Here is a 14,198-nt window from a genome sequence, read left to right as displayed (position 1 = left end):
ACTCATTATTATCTCCGATGATTCACTTTTACTTCCTCAATCCGCGTATGTGCCAGTTGGGGGTGCGGAATGTGGGTAGTAACTCCAACTCCGACTCCAGTTGTCACTCCAACTCCGACTCCAGTTGTCACTCCCACTCCGGTAGTAACTCCAACTCCGACTCCAGTTGTCACTCCAACTCCGACTCCAGTTGTCACTCCAACTCCGGTAGTAACTCCAACTCCGACTCCAAGTGTCACTCCAACTCCGACTCCAAGTGTCACTCCCACTCCCACTCCAGTTGTCACTCCCACTCCGGTAGTAACTCCAACTCCGACTCCAAGTGTCACTCCCACTCCAAGTGTCACTCCCACTCCCACTCCGAGTGTCACTCCCGCTCCGATCGATTCTACGGAAATACAAGAGCCCGCACCGCAACCCTCAACCCTAGATGCAGGAGACTTGCAACGCCGTGGCAAAAATTCATCGCTAGACAATCCCGGTTTAGCAGCCGATCGAGTTTTAACCATCGATCAAAGTATCACCAGTCAATTACCCGCCAGCATCGTACCATCCTCACCAGCATCCAAACAAGCACCAACAGTCAACCCTACTTCTAATTTAGTTCTGGGATACGCCCCGCCTCCCGATCGACTTTTTGAAGGTAACGACATACAGAAAACAGTCTGGGGAATCGAAGAAATGAGGAATCAAGAATTTGGAGAATACCTGGGGGTAGAAGCCAACCTCCCAGAGGAAAAAACCTTGATTTCGACATTCCAACAAACTTTACAAGATATCGCACAGCAACCGGGCAAGCGGTCTGGTATTATCTACATAGTCTCGCGAGAAGATCGACTGGAACTAATTTTAGTTCCTCCCGTGGGGCCACCGATTCACTACAGCGTCCCCGAAGCCAACAGAGCAGCTCTTTTCCCCACCGTTAAGGAGTTCCGCGCTGAAATCACCAATCCCGCCAAACGCGCTAGTACCAGTTATCTAGCCGCCGCCCAGCAACTATATAAATGGGCGATCGCACCCCTAGAAAAAGACTTACAAAACTTAGGAATTCAAACTTTATTACTGTCAGTCGATCCCGGATTGCGGAGCCTGCCCTTTGCCGCTTTACACGACGGTAAAGGCTTCTTGATTGAAAAATACAGTTTCAGCCTAATTCCAAGTTTTAGTTCGACTAATACCGATTATAAAGCTGTTAGAGACGCCACAGTGCTAGCAATGGGAAGGTCGGAATTTGTTGACCAACAGCCCTTGCCCAGTGTGCCGATCGAATTGCAGGCGATTTCCGCTCAGTGGCCGGGCCCATCTTTCCTCAATTCTACTTTCACTTTAGATAATCTCAAGTCGGAACACACCAAGGGAGGATTTCGGATAGTTCACCTAGCAACTCACGCTGAATTCAAACCGGGAAAAGCGAGCAATTCCTACATTCAAATGTGGAATTCCAAATTGCAGCTCGATCGCATGGAGAGTTTAAATTGGCGCAATCCGCAGGTAGACTTGTTAGTATTGAGTGCTTGTAGAACTGCTGTGGGCGATCGGGAAGCAGAGTTAGGTTTTGGAGGTTTAGCAGTAAAATCCGGCGCGAAATCTGCTTTAGGGAGTTTGTGGTATGTTGACGATGGAGGCACTTTGGGGCTAATGAGCGAATTTTACCACCAGTTGCGAGGAGCCACAACTAAGGCAGAAACTCTGCAACTTGCTCAACAGGCGATGATTGCTGGTAAAGTTCGGATGGAAAACGGACAGTTAGTAACAACAGCGAGCAACTTGAATTTACCGCCTAATATACAACAACAAAACCAAGATTTTTCTCATCCTTACTACTGGAGTAGTTTCACAATGATCGGAAGCCCTTGGTAAGCGGTCATCTTGATTTCTTGAGTCTCGCGTTGCGCGGACTTTGGTTGTGTAGTAGCGGTTTCAACCGCCCACTGACTCTATTTCTGCTTCATCACCACCAAAGTAATATCATCAAAAACCCTCTGAGTGCCCATATACTGCCGCACATCATCAATCACAGCTTCCCGAATTTCTTGGGCACAGCGCTGACGATTTTCAACCACCACTTCCCACAACCTCTTTAATCCGTACTGCTTTTTATTAATATCGAAAGCTTCAGGAATTCCATCAGTATAAAGCACCACCACATCCCCAGGATTTAACTGCACTTCTGAAGAAGCAATAAACTCGCCAATCTCTTCTACTAAGCCAATGGGAAAGCCTAAATCCATCGTGTCTATGCGCTCCAATTTTCCATCAGCACGCACCACAATCATTTCCTCATGTTGTCCGCTTAATTTGACGACACCTCCGGCATAGTCTAAGATAGCTAGAGACATATTTCTAGAGGAGTCCATGCGCTGGAGATTGTCATAAAGAGTCTGGTTGAGGACATCCAAAAACTTCACTGGATCTGTTTCGTTCATTTTCTGAAGCGTCCTGACAGCCGTTTGTGCCATAATCATCAACACGCCACTTTCTAAACCATGTCCGGTGACATCGCCAATACTAATTTTTACTTGGCCATCTTGTTGCAATACATCGTAGTAATCGCCGCCCACTTCGTCAGCAGGTTCCATAAAACCTGCTATTTCTAAGCCTTCAATTGCCTCTAATTCTGACTGTTTTGGCAACACCATTTGTTGCAGTTGTTTGACAATATCGAGTTCTGCACTCATGCGGACATTTTCGGCTTTTAATTTCTGATTCAGGGTGCTAATTTCTTGATTCGCTTCAGCTAGTTGAGCCGTGCGTTCTTGAACTTTATCTTCTAAGTTTTGATAGAGTCGGGCATTTTCGATCGAAATAGCTGCTTGGGAAGATAATATTTTTAAGACTTCCAATCTATCTGGGGTAAACGCCCCGGTAATCAGATTATTTTCCAGATACAGAATGCCGATCAGTTTGCCTTGATTAATAATAGGAGCGCCTAATACTGACTTAGGCATATTTTTTATAATATAAGGTTCGCTAGTAAAAACACCCTCTTTCGTAGCCTCTGATAGCACGACATCTTCCTGAGTTCTCGCTACATATTTTATCATACCTACAGGAAGAGCATCGCTGTCTTCAATCGAAATATTTTGCAAAACTTCTACTTGTGCTTTATCAACTTCACCTCTAGCTTCAATGGTTAACTTATCCTTATTTGACAAGACAAGAAAGCCTTTTTGTGCTCCGCCATTTTCCAGTAAAATTGTCATTAACTTCTCTAACAATTTGTTGCTTGCAATTTCACCAGCCAGAACTTGGGAAGCTTTGATAACTGTGGACAAGTCTATCTGGGAATTTCCTCCACTTGTTGAATAAGCTGTGTCCATAGCTGTAGTCTGCAAATCAACTTGTTTCTTGGCAGATACCTTGGGGATTAACTGCGGATATTTCTGCTCTACATCCTCTACTTTACGCTTAGCCCCCCAAATTTGGTAGCCATAATGCGCTTTTCTCATATAAAGTTTGGCAATTTCCTTTTTGCCTTTCCCTAACCAGAATTGGGCTGCTAGTTCATTACCTAAAGCTTCATTCTGAATATACTCATTTTCATGAGCTGAAGCAATGGCGCGATCGTATAAATCTATTGCTTCCATTCCTTGACCAGAAATACGCGCAATTTCTGCCTCCACCAACAGGTATTTGTGCAGAAAGTTTTCAGGACAACTATCTGCCCAAATTTTCATCTGTTGTTGGTTGGTTTCAATTTGTTTTTGATAACTAATTTGTTCTGATTTACTAACGGTTGGATAAACAGCCAGTAAAATTAAAGAATTATAGAAGTTATTAACGGCATTCGTAATCATCCCTTGTACATAAGGTAACATGGTTTTAGCTTCTTGGATACAAGCTAAAGCAGTAACACTGTCACCATACAAGTAGAGGACTTGGGCTTTATAGGTTAAATAGTTACCCAGAGCAAAAAAGTTTTGATTAGTTTGACAATCTTCGAGATAATCAGCTTCAGTGAGGGATTCGCTGGCAAATTCTCTGGGTTTGGGACTCAATCCACTTAAATTATAAATGAAGAGTTGACTGGCAAGGATGGTATGATAAGCTAATAAATTTTTAGTTTTAGCTGTGAATTTTAAATAATCCTTGAGAAGGGCTAATATTTCGAGAAGATTTTTACCAGACACAAAAAAATTAAGCATTTGATGGAAGGTGATATAGCCTGCAAACTGTAGCTCTCCTGACTCCAAACCCGCTTGATAACCTTCGTTATTAATCGCTTCAGCTTCTTTTATAGGGATAACCCAATGTTGGATGTGATTAGCCATGTTATTAGCAGCTTTGGCTTTCATGGATGAGTCATTAAAGCGCTTAGAAATGTTTAAACCTAAACGAGCAAATTCATAACCTGACCGATATTCTTGTAAAACTGAACTGAGGATAAGTCCATAGCTGGTATAAGCTTTAGCGGAAGCAGCAATAGCACCGTATTTAATGCAAATATAAGCCATTTTGGCCGCAATAATTCCATACAGTTCAGGGTTACTGAAATAAGCTGGTGGATCGGCGCTGACTAATAAAGTTAGGGCTGCTCTCATTTCCAGGCTCGTCATTTCTGGCTGCTCTTGTAGGGTGCTAATTTCCCCAGGGTGCCAAAGTTTTCGCACTTCTGCTAGTTCTTTTTTTAAAGCCTTCGTGAAATCTTTATCCGTTAACTCAATCCCCAATAAGTTTAAAGCTTGTCGAGCGACGGTAATAGCTTTTTCATATTTGGACATCATGGTTAACATGACGATTAAAATATTATAAACTTCGGCTTTTTCTAAGTTGGTTTTGCATTTATCTATTACTAAATAAATTAATTTTTCAGCATAATCAAAGTTAGTATTTAAATATTCAATCTCTGCTTGTTCTTGATGAAGTTTCAAGGTCAATTGATATTCTTCTTGCCAAAAATCACCACTTAATAAAGATATGCCGATCGTCAAATATTCTCGCGCCGCTAGATAAGCGGTTGAGTCTTTCGCTTTGCGGGCGGCGATTAAATTAAATTTAGCTAAGGCTATTTTTTCGCTTTGATCGGTAATTAACTCGCGCCCAAGATTAAAATGTTCAACTATATCAAAAATTTTTGCCTCTCGCTCTTTCACGGGAGTATTCACTTTTAACAAGCGTCCAATTTTTAAGTGAACGGCTTTTTTTTCATCTTCAGGAATTAAAGTATAAGCAGCTTGTTGTACTCGGTCATGTAGAAATTTATAATCCTGTATTAATAGGTTTTCATCTAACTCCGATGTTGGCAAGATGAATCCACTCTGAAGGGCTGCAAGTAGATCAGAAAAAATCACTTCTGGCGGTTTTTCACAAACAATCGACAGGATATTTAAGTAAAAAGATGCGCCGATACAAGATGCTAAACGTAAAACCTGTTGGGTGAGAGGAGGCAGTTTTTGCAACTTGCCTATCATCAACTCGATCACATTATCGGTGATATTTTGGGCCTGAATTTGGGCAATATTCCACTGCCAATGATGAGATTGCAAATCCAAGGTTATTAGCTTTTCCGCCTCCAGAGTTTTCAGAAATTGATTAACAAAAAACGGATTACCTCCTGTTTTATTCATCACCAGTTCTGCCAAGGATTTTACCGTCTCCGTGTCGCTATATAATGTATCGCCAATCAGTTGGTTAATATTTTCTGGGGCTAAAGGTGATAAAGTAATATAATTGATAGTGGCTCCTTGTTTGCGTAATCCATCCAGGGTCATAATTAAGGGGTGCGTTGGGCTAACTTCGTTATCCCGATAGGCTCCAATCAAAAACAAATATTGCATATCTGTTTCCGTCATCATCAATTCAATTAACTTGAGTGTCGCCGAGTCAGCCCACTGCAAATCATCCAAAAATATGACTAAAGGATGCTCTTTTGTGCAAAAGGCTCGGATGAAGTTACCCAAGACAATATTAAATCGATTTTGTGATTCGGTTGCCCCTAATTCTGGCACTGGAGGCTGCTTGCCGACAATCAGTTCCACTTCGGGAATTACATCAATAATCACTTGACCATTGACACCAAAAGCATCTCTAAGTTTTTCTCGCCATTGTTCAAGCTGTATTTCATTTTCAGTTAATAGTTGCCGCACTAATCCCTTAAAGGCGCTAACCACAGCGGAGTAAGGAATACTCTTTTGAAATTGGTCAAATTTGCCGGCGGTGAAATAGCCGCGCAGTCGGGTATTTGGTTTGTGAATTTCGGCTACTAGAGATGATTTGCCAATGCCAGAATAACCCGCCACCAACATCATTTCTATTTGGGATTGGGGATTGTCCGCTACTCGCTCAAATGCTTTTAGTAGTGCTTCTACTTCGGCTTCGCGTCCGTAGAGCTTTTGGGGAATTTGAAACTGCTCGGAAATGTCTTGAGCCCCTAAAGAGAAATCAGATATATTTCCTGTCGCTTGTAACTGATGCAAACATTCTGCTAAATCATTTTTGATTCCGAAACCACTTTGGTATCGCTCCTCAGCGGTTTTTGCCATCAGTTTCATTACCATATCTGACAGGGCATTGGGAATTTCTGGATTAATTTGATGAGGAGAAATGGGCACTTTAGCAATATGACAATGCACTAACTCCAGGGCATCATTTGTTTCAAAAGGAATTTGTCCTGTCAGCAACTCATAAAAAGTGGCACCGAGAGAGTAAAAGTCGGTGCGGTAATCTAGAGAACGATTCATTCTTCCCGTTTGCTCTGGTGAAATATAAGCTAAAGTACCTTCTTGGACATTGGGATTTTTTAAGGTGGGATTTTCGCGGTTAAATTGAGTGGAAATGCCAAAGTCTATGATTTTGAGTTGCCCGGTTTCTTGGTTAAAAATAATGTTGGCGGGGTTAATATCTTTGTGGATAATATTTGCCGAGTGAATACTGCTTAAAATCTCCGCCGTTTTCATGGCAATGCTCAAAAATTCCTGTAGGGGCAATGCCCCCGTGCCTGCTTCCCTACGCTCATTCATCAACTGTTTTAAAGATGACGCGCCAAAATCCTCAAGGATGATACACAGGGTTCTCTGATAGGGTTTTAATTCATAAGCTTTAATTACTCCATCTAGATTCAGATTTCGGGTAATTTCATATTCCTGCTTATAGCGAACCAGTTCGGAGGGTGTAGGATAGTCTTCTTTGAGGAATTTAAGAATGACGGCTTGGTTGTCCTGTTGGCGGATGCCTCGATAAACGGTGGAGTTGATACTTTCGTAGATTTGAGTGAGAATCTCGTAGCCGTTAATCTCGATCATTTTCAGGTTTCAATGATAGAAGAAAATGTTATTAAAGATAGTCAGCAATCATTAGGGGCGAGCGGACTTATCCATTATAGTAGCTGAGGATGCTTTGATACCCATGCTAAAGGTGAAATCTTCACATTAATATACTGTCGCACATCATCTATCACAGATTACCTCATCGCAAAAGCAGGTAACTTTCATTACCTGCTAATTTACAACAAGAAAAACAAGAGTTTTCCGCTCTTTATTGCTGGAGTATTTTCACGGCGGTAATTTTTTTGTAATTCCCATATTTTAAGTAGCAAATCTGTTCATTCAACAATCCTCTCAAACCCGCAGATGCTCTATCTAGGGTTGATTTGTCTCGGATTTGGGGCCGCTGTTCCGTAATTGACTCGACAGCCGATGTTGAACAAACTGGAACTGCACTCAAGAGGGACAATCTGCTGATCGAGGAGGGCGCTGCAACTGACATACTCGTCGTTATTAGTATCTCTTACCATACATTCGATCGGCTGAGCACCCGATCGCGCCGACCAACTCTTCATACCTACGACTGCAATCATATGCTGCCAGTAGAAAGCAAATAGCAAAACTCCCAAAAGTACAGCAATGGCTAATCCTGCTTTCAACTTCCAACTATTTAGGACGTTTCCCAAACTATTTTTCACGTTTTCCACTCCCGAAATTGAGCTTTCGGTAGTTATTTCGGGAGTTGTCAAGTTTGTTTGTGTTTGTTCTGCTGGAATTTCCGACATAATGTATCTCCTATGATTGCTGGGATTTGGCTAAGCTGGCAGTTGCGATCGCTATTGCAAACTTTATCAAATTTTAGCAAAACTCGCCTGTACCGACAACCGATTGGGGCCGCACCGCCGGGGAAGTATGTATATTGACCAAGTGCACTCGCCATTTCTATGCCTTTTGAGGTATTGCCCAATTCGCGAGGGACTATTTTCCACCTAGGGAAATAGAATGGTTGGCGATGTTCTCGGAAAACGGCTCAAGTGAATCAGCTTTTTTACGAACCGCAGAGGGCGCAGAGGGCGCAGAGAAAGAAAAAAGAGAGATATATTGACTTTCACCAATCATTTATGGTCTCGATAGCAGTTCTAATAACTCAGATTCCGACAGTTGTTCGATCCCCAAAGATTGAGCCTTTTCCAACTTAGAACCCGCATCTTCTCCCACAACCACATAATCAGTTTTAGCGCTAACAGAACTTGTGACTTTACCTCCTGCTTTTTGAATCAAATCTTTAGCTTCATCTCGTTTCAAAGTGGGCAAAGTTCCGGTAAGCACAAAGCTTTTGCCTGTAAGTTGTAAATTTGTGCTGGCTAAATTGGGATTTTTTACTTCTGACTGCAATTGCAAACCCGCAGTTTTCAACCGTGCAATTAAACTTTGATTAGCCGGCACTCGAAACCACTGACAAACAGCTTGAGCAATTTCCGGCCCGATGCCGTAAACGCCCTCAATCGATGCCGCCGATACCCCTGATAACTCTTCTACATTTGCAAACCTTTCTGTTAGCAATTGAGCATTCACGCTGCCGACATGGCGGATGCCCAAGCCGTAAAGTACGCGCGAATAAGGTTGATTTTTCGATTGGGCGATCGCACTTACCAACTTTTCTGCTAACTTTTTACCCATGCGTTCCAAACTCATCAATCTTTCCGCTGTCAAATCGTACAAATCCGCCGCAGAATGCACCAGATTACTATCAACCATCTGCTGCACCAACTTTTCGCCAACACCGTTAATATCCAGAGCATCCCGGCTGCAAAAATGAATCAGCGAACCCCTCAAAATTGCTGGACAAGATGTATTGATGCAGCGAGTAACGGCCTCCCCCTTTTCCCGAACCACAGGCTGTTCGCATTCGGGACAGCAACTAGGCATTTGGAAAAGTTGAGCATTTTGGGGGCGAAGTTCCGGCAAAACTCGCACAACTTCTGGTATAATTTCCCCAGCTTTTCTGACAATCACAGTATCGCCAATATGGAGATTTAGGTCGGAAAGTCGATCGCTATTATGGAGAGAAGCCCGCGAAACCGTCGTCCCCGCCAACTGCACCGGTTTGAGTTCCGCTACAGGAGTCAGAGCCCCGGTTCTGCCTACTTGCACGGTGACAGCTTCTACTATTGTAGGCACTTCGGCCGCAGGATACTTCAGGGCGATCGCCCAACGCGGAAACCTCTGAGTAAAACCCAATTGTTTTTGTAGCAAAACCGAATTAATCTTAACAACAACCCCATCCGTCATGTAAGGCAAATTCCGCCGCTCAGTATCCCAATATTCGTAATACTCGCGAACCTCATCCAAAGAATAGCAAATTTTGCGATAGGGATTCACCTTAAACCCCATTCGTCGCAACAATTCCAACGAATCCCACTGCGTGTTACCCTCGTTACCTTGATCTAAATGCAGAGTATAAGCAAAGAAATCCAATTTGCGCTTATCCACAATTTTAGAATCCAACTGCCGCAGCGTACCCGCCGCAGCATTGCGAGGATTAGCAAACAATTGTTCCCCCGCTTTTTGCCGTTCCCGATTAATTTCTTCAAACACAGCTAAAGACAAAAAAGCCTCTCCCCGCACTTCCACAACAGGCGGCGGATTATCTAAATTGAGCTTCAGAGGAATCGAACGAATAGTTTTGACATTTTGAGTAATTTCCTCTCCCCTAATGCCGTCTCCTCGCGTCGCACCGCGAACTAAAACCCCATTTTCATAGGTTAACGCTAAAGCAGAACCGTCAATTTTTAACTCGCAAACATAGGAAACCCCCCCCAACCCCCCCTTGCTAAGGGGGGGAGTAATTTCCCTGTTTTCCTGATTGCTAATGGAAGATGTTATTCCCTCTTGTCCCCCCCCTTGATAAGGGGGGGTTAGGGGGGGTACATTTCCCTCTTGTCCCCCCCCTTGATAAGGGGGGGCTAGGGGGGGTGCATTTCCTTCTTGACCGGGGGTTAGGGGGGGTATATTTCCCTCTTGTCCCCCCCCTGGATAAGGGGGGGTTAGGGGGGGTGCATTTCCCTCTTGACCGGGGGTTAGGCGGGGCGCTACCCTTTGCCAGCGTTCCTGCCATTTAGCAAATTCCTCAAAATTAAAAGCATTTTCCAAACTGTAGAGAGGAATATTGTGTTTGACGCTAAAAAATTGAGTAGCAGGCTGTTCTCCCACGCGCTGAGTCGGACTTTCCGCAGTAATTAATTCAGGATAATCTGATTCTAATTCTTGCAACTGGCGATAAAGTCGATCGTACACCTCATCTGGCATAATCGGCGCATCGAGAACATAATAAGCATAGCTAGCTTCCTGTAGCTGCTGCCTCAACTGTTGAATTTGCTGCTGAATCTCAGTTGCCATATCGATTTAAGGTTTGAGATTTTTGATTTTTGATTTTTGATTATAACTCTCCATTTTAGCTCAAAAAAAAGGAGCGAGCAACCTCTCTGCTGCCAGACAGATTTTAGATTGGAGATGATCAATGTCAATTTGAGCTAAAAACAAAGATCCAGCAACTAGAAAATCAAAACTTATCCTAATTGTCACCCTGCCCAAAAACGGATACTTACTTTCCGACAGGAGTTGCCAGTCGGCCAAAATTTTAGACTCTTGTTCAACATCCCAGATTCATCTCAGGAGGAAATTTCAAATCCTTCGACTGATTGAACGCCGAACGTTGCGCCAAACCTGTCACGCCGAATTCTCAATTTTAAAATCCATTGACTCGCCTTTATAGCTGCCAATTTATGGGCGTCAATCCTCACAAATTCAAGTCGGGAAACTCGGTAAATTTCTTATTTTCCCCGGACATGGAAGGTTGAAGATTATCACCATCTTTTTCGCCGTTTAAGTTGCGATTGGCGGGGAATTTGGTGAATTCTTGAGCGTTTGGCTTGGTGAAAGCGAGCGGTTCAGCGTGTTCTACCTGAAATACATTGGCGTAGAGGTTGGCAATAATTTGTTTGCCTCCCTGGGTCAATTCCAAGTAGTTCAAAGCGGCAGGAATGTAGGGAAAAACTCCATTCCAATAAAACTTGGCGTAATTTTGCCGCAAATCTCCTGGAGACTTGTAGCCCAAGATTTTATTAGTGCCGACTTCCTCAAATTCGTAGAACAGAGCACTTATTTTTCGCAGGTAATTGGGGTCGCTCAACTGACCGATCAAATCGGCGGCCCTAGCGAGTCCAGAATAATTATTTCTGTCTTGATGAGTTTCGCTAGCAGGAACTGGGAAGCGCGTCAATTCAATATTGCGCTTGATTTGTTCGGCATCAATTAATGTGTGGCCGCCGAAGCGTTCGTCAATTACGAGTTTTCCTCGATCGACATGATAAGGAGTTAAACTGGCAGAAGTTGCGCCGATCGGCACAGAAACCATGCCCCCGTCAATACCCGTAGCATAGAGTCCCACAGCTTCTTGGTCTTGGCGGCAAACACCTTTGACGTAGCCGATATCGTGACACAGGAGCGAGATCAGGTAGTGCAGCCAATCTTCCGGCGACACTCCCCCTTCGCGAATATGCTTGCCCCGGAGAATCTCTTGTCCCACCAAAGCCACGAGCATTGTGTGTTCCACATTGTGGTATAGAGCATCGCAGTTAGCGATATTTTCCAGAGCCATAGTCCCAGCCCAGGCGATAATTTCAGGGTAGTCAGGCTTGTACTTGCCGTAGGTGCGACGGTAGCCGGCCTGCAACTCTTGCACAAAAGCGTCAATCAGGATAGCAGTTGCATTGAACATCATAAATTCTCCCACTCAGGCTGTAGTTACAAACTCGATCGAAAATATCTTGCATAGCTGAAAAAATAATCAATGGGCATTCCAGTAGGTTTGACCCCTCGGTGTTGAATTTTAAATTTCAGCTAGTCTTGTCAGGTCAGAAAATTGCTTTTTTGGCTATGCTTCCCAAGATAACCTAATTTCCGAAGCATCCGAAGCAACAGATCGATTTTTCGGCATTAAATGTTGGCGAAACAATTTACATCATTTCACCGACTAATTATTAGAAGTCCTAGGTGTGAAAGTTATGAACTGTCTGTTTTCGAGCCTCTCCACTGCTGCCCTTCGCTCTCGGCGGTCGATCGCCCAAAAATACCTAGGATTGTGTGCATTCACGGCTGTTTGCACCGCCGCACCGGCAATGGGTGCCGAGCGAATTTACGTAACTTACGGGCCACTAGAAGAATCAGTTCCCATCGAATCCCTGGCACTCTTCGCCAAAGAAGGCAAAATAGACTCAAACTTGGACGGCTTCGCTCAGTACGCCAAAGAATCTCAGCTAGCTGAGATTCGCAGCGCCCTGCAAGCGAAAGCTGAAATCAGCCCCGTGACGATCGCCCAATTTCTCTACACGCCTCAAGGAGAAGTGCTGCTGAAACGCTTGGGCCGAGTAATTCAAACCAAAGCTCGGCAGCCTGGATTTTATGCCATCCGAGCCGCCCTGATTTTAGCAGCATCAGATTCAGAAGGCCTGACAATTCTCAACGTGCTGCGGAAATTCCCCACCTATGGCATCAGGATTGACATCGCCCGCGCCTTGGGTATCGCCAACGAGCTGACATCGCTGATCAACCGTTCCAATCAGACGATCGCCGGAGTCGCCCAGTTGTCCGAAGCACAAGCAGCCTCTGAACCCGCCATACCGCCCGCCGAAATGCTGCAGCCCCAACTACCGGGTCCCTATACTTGGAAAAAATCATCGGTAACTCTGACGAGTCCAAATCGCGTTAGCGAAGCCCGCCCCTACGGGGGCTACGCCAACGAAGAGGATCGCACGTTTGATATGGACATTTACCTGCCACAGCGAAGCAGGCAACCGGCCCCAGTAGTAGTAATTTCCCACGGTTTAGGTTCCGATCGCCTTTCCTTCGAGTATTTAGCCAAACACCTAGCCTCCTACGGCTTTGCCGTCGCTGTCCCCGAACACCCCGGCAGCAACGCCCAACAAATCCAAGACTTAGTAACAGGCAGAGCCAATCAAGTAGCAGAACCAGCAGAATTTGTCAACCGCCCCCTCGACATCAAAGACCTGCTCGATTATTTAACCAAACTTTCTACAACCGATCCGGCCTACCAAGGGCAGTTCGACTTGCAGCGAGTCGGCGTCATCGGCCAGTCTTTCGGTGGCTATACGGCTTTAGCATTAGCCGGGGCAGGGATTAATTTTGCACAGCTAGACAAAGATTGCGGACTCGAGAACGATAGTTGGAACCTCTCCCTACTGTTGCAGTGCCGCGCCCGCGGCCTAGAGCGCAACCAGTACAATTTCGGCGACCCGCGCATCAAAGCTGTGATCGCCGTTAACCCGATCGTTAGCAGCATTCTCGGAGAAACAAACCTCAGCAAAATCCAAATCCCAGTAATGGTAATCGCAGGCAGCGCCGATACCGTCGCCCCCGCTTTCCTCGAACAAATTCAACCGTTCACATGGCTGACATCGCCCAACAAATATCTCGTACTGATGAACAATGGGACTCACTTCTCAACGATCGAGGAATCCCCTCAAAGCCTATTTCTGCCACCACCACAGGTTATCGGACCCGAACCAGCTTTAGCCCGCCGCTACCTCAGCGGACTCAGCCTAGCTTTCATGGAAAGCTATTTGAACAATAAATCCAATTTCCGCCCGTATTTGGAGCCATCCTACGCTTTAAGCATCTCCAGAGACACTCTCGGACTGAGAATTTTGCGATCGCTCACCCCGCAGCAACTCCAGCAGTTCAGGATTTCTCCACCTCCTCGCAGGCCAGTCTCTCCACCTGTTCTGGCTCCTGTTCCTCTACCTTCTCCACCTCCCATAGCTCCCGTTCGTTAGGGTTGAGGTGCGCCGCGTGTGCACGCTGTCATCTATTTTCGCGCGGGGGCGATGGGCCATCTCTTTCCTCTCATCAGCTTTCCTAATCACACTCATCAGTTTAACTGTCGTCAAACCCCTTTACAAACGTTAACAACACCGT

General features: G+C 44.8%; 6 protein-coding genes. 2 read left to right on the top strand and 4 right to left on the bottom strand.

Annotated elements, in window-relative coordinates; genetic code table 11:
- The first annotated feature begins 69 nt into the window (after window positions 1–69).
- A complete protein-coding gene (locus QUB11_RS29565) occupies window positions 70–1,860 on the top strand; it encodes a CHAT domain-containing protein (protein WP_333392455.1) in 1,791 nt (596 codons plus the stop codon).
- Window positions 1,861–1,937: 77 nt separating this feature from the next.
- Here the strand turns inward: QUB11_RS29565 and QUB11_RS29560 are convergent, their stop codons facing one another.
- The 4 genes from QUB11_RS29560 to QUB11_RS29545 all read right to left on the bottom strand — a co-directional run bounded on the left by QUB11_RS29560 (window position 1,938) and on the right by QUB11_RS29545 (window position 11,982).
- On the bottom strand, window positions 1,938–7,241 hold the full coding sequence (locus tag QUB11_RS29560; RefSeq protein ID WP_333206975.1) for an AAA family ATPase: 5,304 nt from the start codon (window positions 7,239–7,241) through the stop codon (window positions 1,938–1,940).
- 332 nt (window positions 7,242–7,573) lie between these two features.
- Window positions 7,574–7,987 carry a hypothetical protein gene (locus QUB11_RS29555; protein WP_333206976.1) on the bottom strand — a complete coding sequence of 138 codons (414 nt, stop codon included), beginning with the start codon at window positions 7,985–7,987 and terminating at the stop codon, window positions 7,574–7,576.
- 334 nt (window positions 7,988–8,321) lie between these two features.
- Window positions 8,322–10,601, bottom strand: coding sequence for an NAD-dependent DNA ligase LigA (ligA, locus tag QUB11_RS29550; RefSeq protein ID WP_333392453.1), 2,280 nt, complete (start codon window positions 10,599–10,601; stop codon window positions 8,322–8,324).
- A gap of 400 nt (window positions 10,602–11,001) precedes the next feature.
- Window positions 11,002–11,982 (bottom strand): Npun_R2479 family HD domain-containing metalloprotein, encoded by a 981-nt coding sequence (locus tag QUB11_RS29545; protein ID WP_333206979.1) that lies wholly within the window; start codon window positions 11,980–11,982, stop codon window positions 11,002–11,004.
- 286 nt (window positions 11,983–12,268) lie between these two features.
- Between QUB11_RS29545 and QUB11_RS29540 the strand changes: the two genes are divergently transcribed.
- The gene (locus QUB11_RS29540; protein WP_333206978.1) at window positions 12,269–14,056 is read left to right on the top strand and encodes an alpha/beta hydrolase; all 1,788 of its coding nucleotides are present in this window, start codon (window positions 12,269–12,271) and stop codon (window positions 14,054–14,056) included.
- Window positions 14,057–14,198 lie beyond the last annotated feature (142 nt).

It is taken from the genome of Microcoleus sp. B6-A1, from assembly GCF_036705085.1.
Lineage (GTDB): Bacteria > Cyanobacteriota > Cyanobacteriia > Cyanobacteriales > Microcoleaceae > Microcoleus.
Note: the sequence above shows the minus strand (reverse complement) of the source record. Positions and strands in the feature narration are given on the sequence as shown.